The organism is Flavobacterium sp. LMO6 (assembly GCF_009495795.1).
Classification (GTDB): Bacteria; Bacteroidota; Bacteroidia; order Flavobacteriales; family Flavobacteriaceae; genus Flavobacterium.
Window position 1 is genome coordinate 269,009 of the sequence record NZ_WIBH01000002.1, and the last position, 18,410, is coordinate 287,418.

The following is an 18,410-nucleotide window of genomic DNA, read 5'->3' on the forward strand; positions in this document are numbered from 1 at the left end:
ACTTTGGAATATTATTTTAACCATCATTATGAATATCATATTACTTTTCTTAATTTTAATAGTATTGATTTCTATTCTATCTCATGTTCTTTTTATGAAAAGACAAAAAATGTTCCATGAATTAATTATTGAAGAATTAAATGGTGAGTTTCAATTACAATTAATGAAACAAAATAGTATGCAAAGTAACTCAAATGTTAATTTCGACAATCAAATCGATTTTAAACTATTGATTATTAAAAAACAAGTTGAATTGTTAAGAGAAATTTCAAATCAAAACGGAAATTAAAAATGAGAATAGCAATAATTGATGATAATAGTTTTTTAATCTCATCTATAAAGGAGAAGTTGTCGTTTTTTGAAGAAATTCAAATAAAGTTTACGGCCAGTAATGGAGCTGAATTGATTGAAAAATTAGATAAAAATAACAATATAGATGTGCTTTTGATGGATATAGAAATGCCAATAATGAATGGTATCGAAGCTACTTTGGTAGTAAAACAAAAATATCCTCAAATAAAAATTATAATGCTTACGGTTTTTGATAATGATGAAAATATTTTCAATGCTATTAAAGCTGGAGCTGATGGTTACTTGCTTAAAGATGTAAATCCACATACTCTTTTTAATGGTATTGTAGAAACTTTAAATGGTGGTGCAGCAATGAATCCCTCAATAGCTTTAAAAACATTAAAATTGTTGCGAAATCCAGTAAGTTTTGAAGAAATTTATAAAGAAGAAATTAATTTAACTACAAGAGAAATTGAAGTTTTAGAACAGCTTGCTCAAGGATTAAGTTATACGGTTATTGCAGAAAATTTATTTCTATCACCATCAACAGTACGAAAACATATCGAAAATATATATTCTAAATTGCAGGTGCATTCAAAACTAGAGGCAGTTCAAAAAGCCAAACGAAACAATCTTATCTAAATTAAAAAAAGAATACAAACATGAAATTAAACAACTACTTTTTAGCCTTGTTACTTTTGATAACAACAAATGCATTTTCTCAAAATGTGCTTTTTCAAGACACTTTTAATGAAGATCTAAATAAATGGACCTATAATGGAGATGGTTTTGATTCTAAAATAGATAACGGAAAATTAGTTTTAGAAAACAAGCATAAAACGAATTCAAAGTGGCGTTATATATCTATTTCTCAAAATACAGATGTAACGGATTTTGACGTAGAAGCGGTATTAACTTTAGATAAAACCCCTACTGATAATGCAACTTATGGCTTAGTTTGGGGAATGTATAATGATAATTCAAATTATCGAGTAGTACAATTGTCAGCTAACAAACAATTGCAAATTTACCATTATTACAGTAAAGAATTTCATTATGATAAAAAGTGGACAGCTTCAAAAAATGTTAATGGTAAAGGGAAAAAAAATAAAATAAAAGTTGAAAAAAGAGCAAATGTTTATAAGGTGTATATAAACAATGTTTTAGAGTATCAAACTGGAAATAATGCCTATTATGGTTCTTCATTCGGATTTATTTTAGATGCAGGTGTAACGATAGAAGTTGAAGACTTAAAAATAATTGAACAACCTTTTTCTATCAATTTAGTTAAAGAATTTGATCCTAATTTAAAAATGGTAAAGCTTCCAGAAACGGTATCTAGTTCAACTATTGAAGAAACTAATCCTGTAATTTCTGCTGATGGAAATATCTTATATTTTGATAGAAAAGACAATGAATTAAACATTGAAACAATAAAAGATGATATCTGGTATTCGGTAAAAGATAAAAATGGAAATTGGGAAGAAGCCAAAAATATAGGAAGACCGCTAAATAATAAAGACTATAATTTTGTTATATCTAGTTCGCCAGATAATAATACTTTGTTGTTGGGTAATAGATATGCATCTGATGGACTTTCTCCTAATGGATCTGGAGTTTCTATAACTAAAAAAGGACAATCGGGTTGGGAAATCCCTAAAGATGTTGTTATTGAGGACTACGAAAATAAAAATCAATACGTTGGTTTTTTTCTTACCAATGACAATAAGTATTTGTTAATGTCAGTTGAGCGATCAGAAGGTTTTGGTTTAAAAGATATTTTCGTAAGTCAAGTAAGAGAAGATGGTTCATTCTCTAAGCCTAAAAATTTAGGAAATGTCATAAATTCTTTTGAAGATGAATCCAATCCATTCTTAGCTGCCGATGGTAAAACATTGTATTTTGCAAGTAAAGGTCATCCTGGATATGGTTATTATGATTTGTTTGTCTCTAAAAGACTAGACGATTCGTGGACAAATTGGTCTAAGCCTGAAAATCTGGGTAATATTATAAATTCTACAGGTTATGAGTTAAGTATTTTCCTTTCTGCAAAAGGAGATAAAGCTTATGTAGGTAGAGAAAAGGATATTTGGGAAATTGATAATTCTGTAAAACAAGATCCGGTTGCTTTAGTGAAAGGAAAAGTGTACGATAGTAAAACTAAAAAAATAATAAGTGCTCCTATTGTTTATAATGCGCTTAAAACAAATAAAGAGTTAGGGACGGCTATTTCAGACCCATCAACTGGAAGTTATTCAATTGTATTGCCTTACGGAGAAAAATACAGTTTTATGGCGGAAAAAGAAGGATATTACGCTGTTACTCAAAATGTTGATTTATCGGACTTAAAAGAATATAAAGAGATAACAGTAGATTTATATTTAAACCCAATTGAAAAAGGTGAAATCATTCGATTAAACAATATTTTCTTTGATTCAGGTAAATATGATTTACTTTCAGAATCTAATGCAGAATTAGACAATTTGTTTAAAGTTTTAAAAGACAATAAAAAGTTAATCATTGAAATTGGAGGACATACAGATGCTGTGGGTGCAGATAAAGATAATTTACAACTTTCTAATAATAGAGCCAATGCAGTTATGAATTATCTAATTTCTAAAGGTGTTTCTAAAGAAAGATTAACTGCAAAAGGATATGGTGAAACCAAGTTTATAGCTTCAAATGACACCGAAGAAGGTAAGCAACTAAATAGGAGAGTGGAGTTTTTAATTTTAGAAATGTAAATTCTTCGATGAAACAAAAAATGGCTCCATAATTTGGAGCCATTTTTTTATAATTTATTTTCTAAGCTTGTCCAGCCACCACCGTTAATACAATCAATTCCGTTTTGTTTTAAAATGAAAGTTGCTTGTGCACTTCGCATTCCAGAACGGCAACATGCAATAACTGGCTTATTCCATTTTTTAATGGTTTCAATATTACCGTTTAAAACTTGTAAGGCAATATTTTTAGAACCTTTTATATGTCCTTCTTTAAATTCATCAGGAGTCCTAACGTCTAAAATAATGGCTCCTTTTTGAACATATTCTTGAACATCATTTGCTTTGTCTCCTAATCCTAAAAAATCTAAAATTCCCATAATTATTATTTTTTTACAAAGATAAACCGGTTTGCTTAGCTATTCAGTAACAAAAGTTACCAAACGTTAAACGGCAGCTTTTTGAAATAATAATTCTAAACCTCCACTAATTAAATGAGCAATTTCTGGGCGATTGATTTTTACTTTTTCTAAATGATTTAAAACTTTTTCAACTAAATCAGAATTATCTTCTTTTTTAGCTAATTCAGCAATTTCAACGGATAATAACCAATCGTTTGGATGATTTGCCGTAACCGAAGCAAAAGCTTCTTTTAAAGTAGTTGTGGGGGTTTTATTCTCTCTAATGTTGCGAATACTTAAATATAATTTTTCTAACTCTTCTCTTTCTTGTGATTTTTTTTGTTTGATAGTTTGCGAAGATGGAACGTGATTTATCATATCGAAACTATTTACATCGGCAGGTCCTGAAAAAGCAGAAATTACTTTTTTACCCACAGCCATATCATAAATGCCCCATTCAGGTTGAAAAAGAACCGTGTCGTTGTGTGTAACGGTACAATTCTTGAATTTAATTAATAAAATTTCACCTTGTAAATTTCTAGAACCAGTAATAATTTCTCCTTTTACCGTAATATTTCCTTCAAATTCTAAAGTAACTTGTTCGCCTTCATAAATATCATACGCACGTAAATCTCTCGGACTCATTTCTTCAATTGTTAAATTGATTCCTTTAAGTTTTCCAATAGGCGATCCAAAACCTTCAGCATGATATTCTGTTCCATGACCTACTAATTCTTTTTCTCTGTATGAAAGTGCTGTTTTTCCTGTTGTTTGTACATAAACCGATTTTCCTTCGTGTTCAATTACGTTAGTAAAAACACCCGAAATTTGCAAACCTGTACTTAATTCAATAGTGCCTAATGCGTTTGAATCGATCAATTTTTGTACACTTTTTGGTCCACCTTTTCGTAGTGCCATTGTGTTAGCAAATTCTTCTAAAACCTGATTTAAATAAGCAAAATCAGGAGTTACATATAATTGAGGTTGAGGTTTTGTAATATCAAAGCTTTGATAAGCTGCAGAAATATCATATGGAATTTTCTTTACATTATCTGTCATGCACCAGGCACTTTCTCCGATGGATGATAATAATCCAGCCCCATAAATTTTAGGATTTTCTACGGTTCCAATTAAGCCATATTCCACAGTCCACCAATGCAAATTTCTTATTTGAGCCATTTCAGATAATTCTCCCATATTTTTTTGAAGATAATCCACTTGCTCTTCCGCTTTTTTGATTTCTTCTTCCGGTGTGTCTTCTGCTTCTTTTAATATTGAAAGCAAACGAATCGCTTCGTACATTTCATAATCTCTAGATGAAGATATCGCTTTACAACCTATTTCACCAAAACGTCTTAAATATTCTGCATATTCAGGATTAGCTATAATAGGAGCGTGGCCAGCACCTTCGTGAATGATGTCTGGAGCAGGAGTATATTCAATGTGTTCTAACTGACGAATATCGCAAGCAATTACTAGTACATTATAGGCTTGAAATTCCATAAAAGCATTAGGCGGAATAAATCCGTCAACAGCAACTGCTGCCCAGCCAATTTCTTTTAAAATACGATTCATTCCATACATGTTTGGAATGTTGTCGATTTCTAAACCTGTTTTTTCTAAACCTTCTAAATAAGAATTATGAGCAACTTTTGAAAGGTAAGATACATTTTTACGCATTACATAACGCCAAACCGCTTGGTTTATAGGTGTGTAATCTTCATAAACTTGTGGTTTAATGAACTGTTTTAAATGTTTTGGTAATCTGTCAATCAGCGGATTGCTTTCAAAATGCGTTTCCATAATTTTACTTGAGATGTTTGATGTAAAATTACGAATATTTAAGAAATAAGGAAAGCTTTTTAAAGATTTGATAAAACTAATTACAATCTAATCCTCTACTTTTTCAACAGGTACTATTGGTTTTGCTTTTGGGATACTATCTTTTTGAATTATTGGCGTTGGAATTTCATTGGTGTTTTTAGGAATAATTAGTTCAGTTTTTGGAATACTATCATTCTGAATCGTTGGAGTAGGAGTAGCAGGAATTGTTGTGTTGATAGGAGTTATCCCATCAACATATTCTGTTTCTTCTAAATCTTCTGATTTTCTTCCTAATTTAATATCCGGATTTTCCTGAGTTCCTAAAACTTTTATTGGAATTCCTATAATGCCTAATGGAGGTAATCCAATTCTCATTTTTAAGTTTAATTTTCCATCTAAACTCGTTTGTCCTTCAAAACGCAACCTAAAACCAGCTACTTTAAACTTGAAACGTTCAATAGTAACCAGGTTGTTTTTGATAGTGGTTTTAATATCTACTTTAGAAATGTCTGGATCTTGAATATCAGGATTTTCAGTTTTAGCCGCTACAACATTTAATAATTTAAACCCTTTCATTTTCACTTGCTTAACGGATAATGTTCCGTTGCCTTCTAAAGATGGCATAACAGGCTCCATTTTGTTGTTTAAAACTCCTTTTATAGTGTAGTTTAAACCTACAATTCCTTCTGCATTTTCGGCAGCAGTTACGATTTCTCGGAACATTTTAATTTCGTTATAAGCGCGTTTAATATCAAATTCAGATGCGTTAATTTTATAATCAAAATACGCTTTTTGTGTGCCTTCGTTTCTATATAAGGCTTCCATTTTTGCGGTTGCTCCAATGATGCCAAGCGTTCCATTTGAAAGTTGTAATGTTCCGTTATGGATTTGTATATTTACTCTTAAATTTTCAATTATAACGTCGTCGTATTCTGTTTTTAAAGCATTAGTTTGAATAATAACATTCAAATTAGATGGAATTTCTACAACTCCAGAAACTTCTGTTTTTTGAACTTCATCCTCTGTTTCAAAAGTTGAGGTTGGAATAAACTCATTAATATTCAAGAAATTTGAAGTTAGATTGAAATTACCTTTCAAAATTTGATTTTCAGAAAGCACAAAATTGATTACATTTTCTAAATTTCCATTCATAGCAATATCAGATGTTCCGTATTTTCCATTGAAATTAGAAAAGTTCATCTTGTCTTGATTGAAAGTGAACAATCCGTTTTCGATTAAGAACGGTTTGGCTAAATAATCACTTGTGGTTTTAATGTTTTTAACTTCAAGTGTTCCGCTGTTTTTTAGATTGCCAACTCTACCGTTTGAAGCATCACTTTGTTTTCCAGCCAAACTCAAATCAGCTTTAATGAAGCCATCAATATCTAATCCTTTTTGTGAGAATACTTTGTAAATTTGAGCAACGTTTATTGTTCCTTTTGCTTTTACATCGTAGGATATATCTTCAAAATTAGCAAACGAAGCAGTCATATTGAAGGGTTCGCCTTCAAAAGTAAAATTTGATGAAGAAATTACAAAAGAGGCATCTTTAAAATCAGTTGTTGGGCTATTTAAATTAGCTTTTACATTGATTTTTTGAATAGGTTTAGGATAATAAGCGGTTTGAATTAATCCGTTTTTGAGTTCAAAATTTCCTTTAGTTATTGGGAATTTTTTATCTTCTTTACTGTAGTTTCCTTTAGATACAATATCGGTATCTAAATTTCCTGCTAATTTAAAACCCGGTATTTGAAGCGCATTGCTCAAAAAAGCCAAATCTAATTTTGATTTTACTTTCGTATCAATAGTTAACTTATCGCCAAAACCATCTGAAATTAAAATAGCGCTCAAATTATTTTTATTCACATCAAAATATAACGAATCTAATCGTACTTTTAGTTGATTGAGGTCTAAATTAGGTAGTTTAGTCTCTAAATTTAAGAAAATATCTTCAACAGGATAAGGTGCTTTTGTATGTTTTACATAGCCATTTCGTACTTTAACGTTAAAATTTAATTCGGGACTTAAATTTTCGGAAGCAATATATTTTCCTTTTAAAGATAAGAAAGCAGAAGTTTTACCCTTCAACTTAGTTTCGTTCATCCACGAAACATATTCTGCTGGCAATGCAGAGAATAAATCCTCTAAGTTACTGTCTTCTGTTTTTAATTCAAAATCCATCTGATAACCATTTTTAAGGAAATCAAACATTCCAGTAAATTCTACGGGTAATTTATTAATAACCAAATCGTTTTTCTCAAATATGAATGAAAGCGAGTTGGTGTTGATTTTTGTTATTAAATTGGCTTTAACTTTTTTATTTTTTAAGTACTCTTTTTGGTCATAAGCAAAGCTTACACTGTCAATTTTAGCCGAAGTTTTTAAGTTGAAATTAGATTCCAATAAATCACCTTTCCCTTTATAATTTAAGCCTTTTGCTTCAATCAAAATCTTTGTAGATTTGTCGTTGTAAACTAATTGACTATTGCTGATTTGGATGTTTTCTAATTTTAAAGAAGCGCTTTCAGAAGAAGTTGTGGTATCTTTTGAATTCGATTTGTAAATATTGTAATTAGCTTCTCCTTTTTTATTAATTAAAATTGTAATTTTTGCTTCTTTTAAAAAGATTTCATCTATTTGTGTTTGGTTTCCAAAAACTAAGCTCCAAGTATCAATACCAAACCCAATTTGTTTTGCCGAAATTAAAGATTTGTTTTTAAAAGGTTTTGAACCATTTAAGTTTAATTCGTGTAAGGTTAAGGTTAAGGAAGGGAAATTTGTAAAAAAAGACAATTCTGAATCTTGGAAATTAAGTTCTCCTTCTAAATTATTGTTCGCTAATACTTTTACTTTTTCAGTAATAGTGTCGGCAAATAAAAGTGGAATTAAAATTAAAAGCAATAATGAAATTATGAAAGTAATTCCTGTTGTTTTTAATATTTTGAAGAGTAATGATTTTTTAGTTTTTTCCATTTTGCTCATTATAGCTAAATGCAAAATTACTATATTTTTATATAGGTTTTATAAATAAACAAAAAAGAGCTAACTATTGGTTAACTCTTTTTTGTGTTTATTTAATTATTTTGGAGGATATTGCTCTAAAATTTTAGAAACAAATTCCATAATTCTTGCATCTTTTTTTTCTGTATTTTTAGTAAGATAGCCGCTACCTTCTCCTTGCCAAACTAACTCTTTTGTTTTGGCGTCAATTAGGTCTATAAAAAGCGTTCCTTCTGGAGTAGTTGTTACATTTGAATATCCCATTCCCATTCCCCACCAAGGATTCCAACCCCAACCAAATCCCATATTATTGTACACATCAACACGCTCTCTTTCTTTAGTAAAAATGCTAATTAAAATATCTGGATTTTCAGACTTACTAAATCCTTTTGATGTCATAACTTCTTCAATTGAGTACAATATTCTTTTTTTGTCTAAGTCAGAAATCTCAGCTTTATCAATGCCACTCTTTAAATAAGCATAAGTTTTATAGTTCGTAAAAGTAGCTTTTTTATCATAATCAGCATTTACTCTAACCGAACTACAAGATGTAATAACGAAGAGTAGGAGTACGGGAATAAATTTTAGTGTCTTCATAATAATTATTTTTTTAAAGTTTGATGTTTCATGTTTAAAGTTGTTAAATAGGAAACGAACTTAAAAACGTAAAACTATAAAAGATTTTCATCTACTATATTAGGGATGGTAACTTTTAATAAAGGTTGCGTCTCCATAGCTCTTTTTATTGCAAAAATGGCGTTGTCATTTCTAGCCCAACTTCTTCTTGAAATTCCGTTGTTTACATCCCAAAAAAGCATTGACTCTAATCGCTTAGATGCCTCTTTACTACCGTCAAGAACCATGCCAAATCCTCCGTTGATAACTTCGCCCCAGCCAACACCACCACCATTATGTATGGAAACCCAAGTAGCACCTCGGAAACTATCTCCAATTACATTTTGAATAGCCATATCGGAAGTAAAACGAGAACCATCGTAAATATTTGAGGTTTCTCTGTAAGGTGAATCCGTTCCAGATACATCATGATGGTCACGACCTAAAATTACATAACCAATTTCTCCTTTTGCAATAGCCTGATTGAAAGCTTCCGCAATCTTAATTCTTCCTTCTGCATCTGCATATAAAATACGAGCTTGAGAACCTACAACTAATTTGTTTTCTTGAGCGCCTTTAATCCATTGAATGTTATCGGCCATTTGTTGTTGGATTTCAACAGGTGAGTTTTTCATCATTTCTTCTAAAACGTCACATGCAATTTCATCTGTTTTAGCTAAATCTTCAGGATTTCCTGATGCACAAACCCAACGGAATGGTCCAAATCCATAATCGAAGCACATAGGCCCCATAATATCTTGTACGTAGCTGTTGTATTTAAAATCGATGTGATTTTCTGCAAAAACATCGGCTCCAGCACGAGAAGCTTCTAATAAAAAGGCATTTCCGTAATCGAAGAAATAAGTTCCTTTTGCGGTATGTTTGTTGATTGCAGCAGCATGTCGACGTAAGGTTTTTTGAACTTCTTCTTTAAATTTATCAGGATGGTTAGCCATCATATCATTTGATTCTTCAAAAGTAAAACCGATAGGGTAATAACCGCCAGCCCAAGGGTTGTGTAAAGAAGTTTGATCAGATCCTAAGTCGATTATTAAATTTTCTTGATCAAATCGTTCCCAAACATCGACTACATTTCCTAAATAAGCAATAGAAACTACTTCATTATTTTCAAGAGCTTTTTTAACTCTTGGTACAAGTTCGTCTATGTTTTCAACTACTTCATTAATCCAGCCTTGAGAATGACGAATACGTGTAATTTTTGGATTTACTTCAGCACAAACGGTTACACAACCTGCAATGTTTCCAGCTTTTGGTTGAGCGCCACTCATTCCACCTAATCCTGAAGTTACAAACAAGCCGCCTTTTGGAGCTTTTTTTATTTTTCTAAATCCGTTTAAAACGGTGATTGTTGTTCCATGAACAATTCCTTGCGGACCAATATACATATAACTTCCTGCTGTCATTTGCCCGTATTGCGATACGCCTAAAGCATTCATTTTTTCCCAATCATCTGGTTTTGAATAATTTGGAATTACCATTCCATTAGTAACCACAACTCTTGGAGCATCTTTATGTGAAGGAAATAATCCCATTGGATGACCAGAATACATAGCTAAAGTTTGCTCATCAGTCATTTCTGCTAAATATTGCATAGTCAATAAATACTGTGCCCAATTTTGAAAAACAGCTCCGTTTCCACCATAAGTAATCAACTCATGTGGATGTTGTGCCACCGCATAATCCAAATTGTTTTGAATCATTAACATAATGGCTTTCGCTTGTTCACATTTTCCGGGATATTCCGAAATTGGTCGTGCGTACATTTTGTAATCAGGACGCAAACGATACATGTAAATTCTTCCGTAACATTCTAATTCGGCTTTAAATTCGGGAAGTAATTCAGCGTGATGTTTAGAATCAAAATAGCGTAAAGCATTTTTTAAGGCTAATTTTTTTTCTTCATCAGAAAGAATTTCTTTTCGATTTGGTGCGTGATTTATTTCTGTTTCATACGGTTTTGGATTTGGTAAAACCGAAGGAATTCCTTGTAATATTTGTTCTTGAAACGTCATTTCTTTATATGTTGTGTTGATGTTTATTTTTTTAACTGAATACTGCGACTAAATACAGGTTACTTTTTATTTGTTCCCGTTTTTTTATCAAATCCATACGGACAATGACGGCAACCGCTTTTGCAGCAATAACCTCTTTTTAAGTGATATTTTTCGGTAAAACATTTGTATCCTTCAGGGGTATAATAGAAATCTTCCCCTTCTTTTAAATTATTCGGATTTATATCGTTATTCATATCGACAAATTTAGCAACTTTGCATCAAATGATAGTACTAGTTTTTAAATATTTAATACCAAAAGGTTTTCGAGGAATTACCTTGTTTCCGTTTATAATACTTTTTAGTTCGAAGGATAAGCATAATTATGTACTCTTAAATCACGAAAAAATTCACATAAGACAGCAGTTAGAGTTGTTGATACTTCCGTTTTTTCTGTGGTATTTTTTTGAGTATCTATACAGATGGATTCAATTTAAAGACAAGAAAAAAGCATATTTAAATATTTCATTTGAAAGAGAGGCTTATACAAACGAAAAAAACCTCGACTATTTAAAGCAGAGGTCTTTTTGGAATTTTTGGAATTTTTGTAAAATATAAACGATAAACTTTATGTTTTATTTAATTTTTTACAGGTTTTACTTTTTCTTCTGGTTTTTTAGATAGAAGTTCTTTTCTGTTAAATTCTTTTCTACCAATACCATCTGGTAATCTTACGTCTACATGTTTAGATTGTAATTCTCCATTTTCAAATTCATCTGCTCTGTTAGCTACAATTTGCCAAGAAAAAGACACATTAGAGGTTCCTTTTTGTAGTTCTTTAACTCTAAATCCTGAAGCGGTTTTTTCTGTAACATATACACCATTACAGTCTCCCTCTAATTGAATAAAAACTTTTAAAGGGTGTTTTTCGTCAACAAAAATATTTTTAGTTAATACAGGATCTATTGAAATGTATGCTTCACCATTTATTAATTTTCCTGTTCCCCAATCTTGAAATACAATTTCAGGAGCTTCTGGAGCAAACAAAATTCTTAGCTTATCATTTTCGTCTTTGACGTTTGTAGAAACCGAACCACCTCCATTAATTTTATAGTTTGTTCCTCCAATTCTAATTCCTACATATGCCCAATCTCCTGTGTTTTGATTTCCATCAAAAAAACCACCATAATAATCATTTCCAGTTGTTGTAAATCCAGCAATACTTGCAATTGATTGTGTTGTTCCTGCATCTGAAGAAGTAAAATATCCGCCTTGTCTATTTCCAGTAGAAGACGTGCTACTTCCATAAACGCCAGCTTCATCTCCTGTTCCTACAACTCCAATATTCCAACCAGGTTGAGTGCTATAACCAGTTCCCATTGCGTCAAAAGCTCCTGCGACATTTGTTTCCGTTGCTGTTGCAGTTGTTGTATGTTGTCCATAAACAGCTGCGTTTCCTTGGCCAGAAGCATAACCGTTAATTGGATAGTCATTTGCTACACCTACAGATGTAAACATGTCGATTGTTGGGAATGGTGATGAGGCTCTAACGTGCACGTGATTTGTGCTAGCATCTACAAAAAACATCTCAGGTTCGCCTGTTCCTTCAACTCTAAAGTCATAGTTTTGGGCGTCTTCGTTAATTACAGTTTCAGATGTTCCCATTCTAACTCTTTCAATGCTGTTAGCTCTCAAAATTAAAGGAACATTATCTGTGGTTCCAACATAATTTGTTGCGGGATTGGTACCTGTATTTCCAGATAGCGACCAATCAAGACCTCCTGGAGATCCTGCTAATGAAATCCATCTTGTTCCTTCCCAGTAGTACATTCCAGGAACTACATTGTTAGGAATTACTCCTGCAGTAACTGTATTCCAAACTAAAGTTCCTGCAACCAATCCTCCTCCTTGAGGATTTATAACAGGTGCTTCAACATTTAAAGCAGTTAAAGCTACTCTTGGTGGTATTAAACCTTGTGTAGTAGAAGTTATATCAAGAGCTCCTTCTGGAGTTGTAGTTCCAACACCAATTTGAGCATTTACAGTTAAATTTATTACTAATAATAAGTATACTAGGTTTTTTTTCATTTTATTAGATGTTTGATAGTAAATTTGTTAGGGCCGCAAATGTATTATATTTAAAACAAATCACCAAATAAAATAACAATTAATTTACCTTTTGTTATTTTTTTCATAAAAACCTTTATATTTAATTTTTTATAACAATATTTTTTATTGATTCAGACAGTGAAAATTTGACAAAAAAAATCCCTTTCAAGTAAATTGAAAGGGATTTTTAAATTTAATAGAGTAGTTAGTAAATTGCTTTTTTACTTAAAACAGTTCCGTTTGATAGTGTTACCTGAATTATTAAACCAGCATTATTTTTTTGAATTTTAGTAAGTGGAACTTCATAGCTATTTACTTTTGGGTAATGAGCTAATTGTCTCCCTAAAACATCAAAAACTCTAACCGATTCAATTTCGCGTTTAGTTGATTTTACAGATAAAGTTTCTGAAGAAATTACCCATAAATTAGCCTCATCAGCTATAATATCATCATCGCCAAGAGTTTCGTTTTTATATCTCAATACAAATCGATTAGTATGGTTTCCTGCAGTAGCAGTAAAACTATATGGATTTGCTCTTAAATCATGAATAATATTGTCTTCTAGGTCTTCAAGATAAATGTTTTGATTACTATCTGTAAAGAAACCATCAAGAGCGCCTATTCCTATCGAATAATTTCCATTTTGTGGAACTTTAATACCCATTGGAACTCTATCATTATTATCAAATGGTAAACTTCTACCTTGAATTTTCATAGTTTCATTACCAATTAATGAATATAAATTCAGGTTTAATTTTTCATTTGTAATTGCATCATACATACGATCTCTATCGTTTGTTGCATTAGCTACATAGGCAACTAAATTTCTAACATTTGATCCGTTTGATGCAATAATGTCTAACCAAATTTTACCATTTTCATTTGATGTTCTGTAAAATTGTGAATTATCAAGAGCGCTGCTTCTCATAGAATTGTTAAAAGTAACGCTTTCTGTATCTGAAATAGAAGTATGATTCATTAAAACGAAGAATCCTTGACCAGCACCTACTGTTCCTCCAAAGGTTCCAGGTCCTGCAGAGGCTCCTGAGCTGTTGTAAGTAATATAATCACCTGGAGTATAATTATATACAAAGTCTTCGTAAAAAGGATCTGCAATTGCTGAACTAGGTAATGTTCCATGAGTCCATAGATTTATAAATCCATCAACATTAGTATTTAATGTTAAGAAATCTATAGCGTCTATAGCTGATGGATAAGGATTACCAATTAAATTCCAGTTATCATCATCGTTTGTTCCAAGAGTTGTTGATACGCCATTGGTATAAGTTCCACCATTCCATGAACCTCTATAAATTGGAGTTGTTATAGTGCCATTATTTGGTGTTCCTACAAAAACAGCGTTAAAAGGAGCTAAAGTAGAAGTAAAGTTGTCTGGTCCTCTAACTATATAACCTTTACCTAACGCCATAGTTTCATTTGCACTACTCCAGTTTCCAAAACCATTAGTATTTGTTGGAATTGTAGGAGTCCATTTGTATTTATATCCATTTGTTCCTGGAGAAACACTGTTTAAATTAAAACTAGTCACAGGAGAAGACCAATAAACGTAATCTAATTTACGAATATTTGCCGTTCTAGTCATGTGCATAGTTCCTTGATTCGCATTATTGTTAATTTGAATTAAACTAGCACTATTTTGTAAAACTAAATCTCCAGTAGTATTAGTGTTTATCCAGTCTGTAATCGTTAAATAATTATCAGGATTAACAGTTAAAGTTGCGTTGTTGTCAACAGTCAAGTTTAAACCTAATCCATTAAAGTTGGTTCCAGAAATTATTGGGTCGTTAGCAGTGTCAGCAATGACTACACAGTCCATTGCAGTTGGTACACCTGTAGGAGTCCAGTTATTAGCTACATTCCAATCTGTACTAACAGAACCATTCCAAACTTTTGCTCCATTAACTGTAACGGTAGCTTCGTCTATTTCTTTAATTGTTCTTCCATCACATAAGGTATAAGTGATTTCTGCTGTATATGTTGTTGTAGATGTTGGGCAAACATTAATTGTAGGAGTTGTTCCAACAATTGGTCCGGTTGTTCCTGAACCTTCGTACCAAGCAATTGAAGCGATAGAATTTCCATTAGGTACAAATCGCCATGCTTCATTTGTTGTAGCCCAGTTTGGATCTAGTCCGTTTCTTCCAGGAGCTACACTTGCTAATGTTCCAGTTGCATTTTGAATACCTACTACGGCATTACCATCATTCCAAGTACCAGCCCCAAAATTATCAATATTTTTTTCTTTAATATAAACTTCAATAATATTTGAGTTTTCATATAAAACCATCATTCCTGTGTAGAGTATTGAGTTTTCGTCAAACATTGGTACGTCAGACCATGAAGCTACTAAAGCTCTACAGCCTGTAGGAAGTGTGATCAATTCCCATCCAACTTCGCCACCAACACCTGGATTAATATCATGGAATACACCAAATATTGAATTTTCTAATAGTCTACCATCTCCACTTATAGGAATATTGTTATTAAAACTGTATCCACTAGATCCTCCTGCTACAGAAGTGTCAAATGTTAGGATGCCATTTGATCCAATTACACATTGGTTATACGTGTTTCCATAAAAACAAAAATCAAATGGAAGGTTTACGATAGGAGACCAAACATCATCTGTGTTTACACTTACAGGATTTGCAAGGCCATTAAAAGCAAAAGGAGGATTGTAAAGTATTGGTTCTACTATATAATCTGTAGTTTCTCCTAAATCTAAATAGGTAGCCTCAAGATCAACGCAAGTAGACACCGCAGTACAATTTATTGCTGCAGGATCTGCTCCATTTAAGCCTAAACCTCCAGAAACTACATTTGGACATCCAGTAACTACGTCACTAACTACCATTGTTGTAAATATGCCAATAGAAGATGTACTTACTTGTCCACTATTAGTACAAGTTACTTCTAATTGCCAATGCACTAATCCGCTAGTAGGCGCAGTTGCTGAATAATTAGAATATGAGCTCGAAGATGCTCCTGCATTTATCCATGAAGTTCCTCCGTCTGTGCTATATTGCCATTGATAAGATATGTTTAAAGCTTGTGTGTAGCCGGTTGCTACTACTGTATATGAAGATCCAGGCCATCCAGTATTTGGACTTGTTGATACGGTCCCTCCTGTTGGTGTTCCTGAACATGCAGGGAAACATATCCCGCTGTAAGTTACAGAAAGCGCGAATCCAGAATAAACCACAGAGCTATCAGAATCAAATCTAATAGTTAAAGTTTGCCCTGGAGTTCCAGTGTAATTTATTGTTCCAGTTCCAGAATAAGTAGCTAATATAGTTCCTCCAGTCCCACTTCCTGCATATATAATGATATCATCAACACTTTCTGTTACATAATTTCCTGTAATATTTATTGTAGCACTTAATCCTGCTTCCAACACCGTAAACCCGTCAGAATTATTCGAATAATCTCCTGAAGATCCGCCATTGTCATATAAAGTAACATTAGTTCCGCAAGTAACAGAATTACTACCCGTACTTGGAATGTTTAAAATACTTACTACAGTAAATGTGCTATTTGTAGAAGTAGCAGATTGACCACTATTTGTACATGTTACGACTAATTGCCAAGAGACAGTTGAGCCTGTAGTTCCAGGAGCAGTAGCCGAATAATTTGAATACGTACTTGAAGAAGCACCAACATTTACCCATCCAGCACCATTAGTGTTTGATTGCCACTGATAAGTTATTCCTGTTGCTAATGTCATTCCAGTTGCAGATACAGTATAAGTTGATCCCGGCCCACTATTAACTGGAGAAACAGATACGGTACCTCCTGTTGGTGCTCCTGAACATGCAGGAAAACAAGTGCCACTATAGGTAACTGATAAAGCAAACCCCGTTCCAACTACTGAACCATCGGAATAAAATCTGATTGTTAATGTTTGCCCAGCAGTACCTGTGTAGTTAATTGTGCCTGTTCCAGAGTAAGTTGCTAATAAAGTTCCAGCGGTACCAGATCCACTATAAATTCGTATTAAGTCTAAGCCGCTTTCAGTGCTATAAGATCCTGAAATATTGATTGTTGCTCCTAATCCTGCGTCTAATATAGTATGTCCATCTATACTGCTGGTATAATTTCCTGAAGGTCCTCCATTATCATATAAAGTAACATTAGTTCCACAAGTAACAGAATTACTACCCGTACTTGGAATGTTTAAAATACTTACTACAGTAAATGTGCTGTTTGTAGAAGTAGCAGATTGACCACTATTTGTACAAGTTACGACTAATTGCCAAGAGACAGTTGAACCGATAGTTCCAGGAGCGGTAGCTGAATAATTTGAATACGTACTTGAAGAAGCACCAACATTTACCCATCCAGCACCATTAGTGTTTGATTGCCATTGATAAGTTAAGCCAGTAATACCGGTTGAATACCCTGTAGCTGAAACCGTATAACTTGAACCAGGAGCCCCTGATCCAGGACTTGTTGTTGCTCCGGCAGTTGGAGCTCCAGAACAAGCTGCTGGAGTAATAACTAGAATTGTATAATCTTCGGCTTCGCCATAATCAAAAGCACCACATGCTGGTGCAGGATTGCTTAAATAGGCGTTTCTAATGCGCATTCTGTAATTTCCAGCCGGTTGTCCGGGTGGAATTGATATTGTTCCTAAATTAGCAGGAGTTGAGATATAACTTGTAGAAATTACATTTTCGCCTGCATCATTAAAATCTAAATCATTATTCCAGTCTACCCATACATTATATCCATAAGTACTTGATGGATGTGTGGCATTTAATGAAAAACTACTTCCTGCGATTTGACTTACAAATAAAGAGGAGTAATCTGTATAGGCTGAGAATCCAGTTGGGGTATTGCTAATGTTGGCAATACCGCCAGTTGTTGTAATACCGCTTATGTAATAAGATGTTGAGTAGGTGTTTGTTGGGGTGCAATAACCAGGGGCTGGAGTTGTGTCATAAACACATAAAGTTCCGTTAAAACCATTAGTGCCAACATTTGTTCTTAATATTCTTATATAATAAGTCGTACTAGGAGTTACAGTAGGGTTAAGTGTAATTGAGGTGTTACTTGTAGCATTATTACATGCGATTTGCGTAAATCCACTACAATTGCCTGAATATATAGCAACACCCCATGGTCTGTTTACTACTGCAGTTAATGTAATTTGATTTGTAGCTGCTCCTGTTGTAAATGTATACCAACCATCTCGAGTAGCAGTAACTGAATTACAAAGTGTTGGGTCTGCAGCACCACTTTCTACAGTATTTGAAGTAAATGTAAATGAAGTATTTGTACATGATGTTCCTAAAGTTATTGCTGTTGCATTAGCACAGTTATCATTTCCACTTTGCGCAAAATTAATTGTTGTATAAATAAAAAACAGAAAAACGTATACGTTTTTCCACAAGAAAGAGAGTTTTTTCATTGTAGGG

The 18,410-nt window shown here is 32.8% G+C and carries 11 protein-coding genes; 3 read left to right on the forward strand and 8 right to left on the reverse strand.

Annotation, left to right across the window (positions count from 1 at the left end):
- Positions 1-28 precede the first annotated feature (28 nt).
- From GFJ99_RS03755 to GFJ99_RS03765, 3 genes are read left to right on the forward strand one after another with little or no spacing between them, the layout of a single operon-like run.
- On the forward strand, positions 29-289 hold the full coding sequence (locus GFJ99_RS03755; protein WP_153207583.1) for a hypothetical protein: 261 nt from the start codon (positions 29-31) through the stop codon (positions 287-289).
- Between the two features lie 2 nt (positions 290-291).
- Positions 292-933, forward strand: a complete 642-nt coding sequence (locus tag GFJ99_RS03760; RefSeq protein ID WP_153207584.1) for a response regulator transcription factor — start codon at positions 292-294, stop codon at positions 931-933.
- A gap of 20 nt (positions 934-953) precedes the next feature.
- Complete coding sequence (locus GFJ99_RS03765; protein ID WP_153207585.1) at positions 954-3,035, forward strand: OmpA family protein; 2,082 nt, start codon at positions 954-956, stop codon at positions 3,033-3,035.
- 47 nt (positions 3,036-3,082) lie between these two features.
- Here the strand turns inward: GFJ99_RS03765 and GFJ99_RS03770 are convergent, their stop codons facing one another.
- From GFJ99_RS03770 to GFJ99_RS03800, 8 genes are all read right to left on the reverse strand, one after another.
- On the reverse strand, positions 3,083-3,391 hold the full coding sequence (locus tag GFJ99_RS03770; protein WP_153207586.1) for a rhodanese-like domain-containing protein: 309 nt from the start codon (positions 3,389-3,391) through the stop codon (positions 3,083-3,085).
- A 66-nt stretch (positions 3,392-3,457) separates the two neighbouring features.
- Positions 3,458-5,215, reverse strand: a complete 1,758-nt coding sequence (locus tag GFJ99_RS03775; RefSeq protein ID WP_153207587.1) for an aromatic amino acid hydroxylase — start codon at positions 5,213-5,215, stop codon at positions 3,458-3,460.
- Positions 5,216-5,302: 87 nt separating this feature from the next.
- Complete coding sequence (locus GFJ99_RS03780; protein ID WP_153207588.1) at positions 5,303-8,209, reverse strand: AsmA-like C-terminal region-containing protein; 2,907 nt, start codon at positions 8,207-8,209, stop codon at positions 5,303-5,305.
- A 105-nt stretch (positions 8,210-8,314) separates the two neighbouring features.
- Positions 8,315-8,833 carry a DUF4136 domain-containing protein gene (locus GFJ99_RS03785; protein WP_153207589.1) on the reverse strand — a complete coding sequence of 173 codons (519 nt, stop codon included), beginning with the start codon at positions 8,831-8,833 and terminating at the stop codon, positions 8,315-8,317.
- A gap of 74 nt (positions 8,834-8,907) precedes the next feature.
- A complete protein-coding gene (locus GFJ99_RS03790; RefSeq protein WP_153207590.1) occupies positions 8,908-10,884 on the reverse strand; it encodes a urocanate hydratase in 1,977 nt (658 codons plus the stop codon).
- 59 nt (positions 10,885-10,943) lie between these two features.
- On the reverse strand, positions 10,944-11,120 hold the full coding sequence (locus GFJ99_RS13465) for a DUF5522 domain-containing protein (protein WP_162523914.1): 177 nt from the start codon (positions 11,118-11,120) through the stop codon (positions 10,944-10,946).
- Between the two features lie 382 nt (positions 11,121-11,502).
- The gene (locus GFJ99_RS03795) at positions 11,503-12,951 is read right to left on the reverse strand and encodes a hypothetical protein (protein WP_153207591.1); all 1,449 of its coding nucleotides are present in this window, start codon (positions 12,949-12,951) and stop codon (positions 11,503-11,505) included.
- Between the two features lie 226 nt (positions 12,952-13,177).
- Complete coding sequence (locus tag GFJ99_RS03800) at positions 13,178-18,403, reverse strand: GEVED domain-containing protein (protein WP_153207592.1); 5,226 nt, start codon at positions 18,401-18,403, stop codon at positions 13,178-13,180.
- Between the last annotated feature and the right edge of the window lie 7 nt (positions 18,404-18,410).

What these genes read in the sequence shown, in the direction of transcription:
- GFJ99_RS03785 (WP_153207589.1), bottom strand. Translation starts at nt 8,833, where the DNA reads ATGAAGACACTAAAATTTATTCCCGTACTCCTACTCTTCGTTATTACA.
- GFJ99_RS03775 (WP_153207587.1), bottom strand. Translation starts at nt 5,215, where the DNA reads ATGGAAACGCATTTTGAAAGCAATCCGCTGATTGACAGATTACCAAAA.
- GFJ99_RS03755 (WP_153207583.1), top strand. Translation starts at nt 29, where the DNA reads ATGAATATCATATTACTTTTCTTAATTTTAATAGTATTGATTTCTATT.
- GFJ99_RS03790 (WP_153207590.1), bottom strand. Translation starts at nt 10,884, where the DNA reads ATGACGTTTCAAGAACAAATATTACAAGGAATTCCTTCGGTTTTACCA.
- GFJ99_RS03795 (WP_153207591.1), bottom strand. Translation starts at nt 12,951, where the DNA reads ATGAAAAAAAACCTAGTATACTTATTATTAGTAATAAATTTAACTGTA.
- GFJ99_RS03770 (WP_153207586.1), bottom strand. Translation starts at nt 3,391, where the DNA reads ATGGGAATTTTAGATTTTTTAGGATTAGGAGACAAAGCAAATGATGTT.
- GFJ99_RS13465 (WP_162523914.1), bottom strand. Translation starts at nt 11,120, where the DNA reads ATGAATAACGATATAAATCCGAATAATTTAAAAGAAGGGGAAGATTTC.
- GFJ99_RS03760 (WP_153207584.1), top strand. Translation starts at nt 292, where the DNA reads ATGAGAATAGCAATAATTGATGATAATAGTTTTTTAATCTCATCTATA.
- GFJ99_RS03765 (WP_153207585.1), top strand. Translation starts at nt 954, where the DNA reads ATGAAATTAAACAACTACTTTTTAGCCTTGTTACTTTTGATAACAACA.
- GFJ99_RS03780 (WP_153207588.1), bottom strand. Translation starts at nt 8,209, where the DNA reads ATGGAAAAAACTAAAAAATCATTACTCTTCAAAATATTAAAAACAACA.
- GFJ99_RS03800 (WP_153207592.1), bottom strand. Translation starts at nt 18,403, where the DNA reads ATGAAAAAACTCTCTTTCTTGTGGAAAAACGTATACGTTTTTCTGTTT.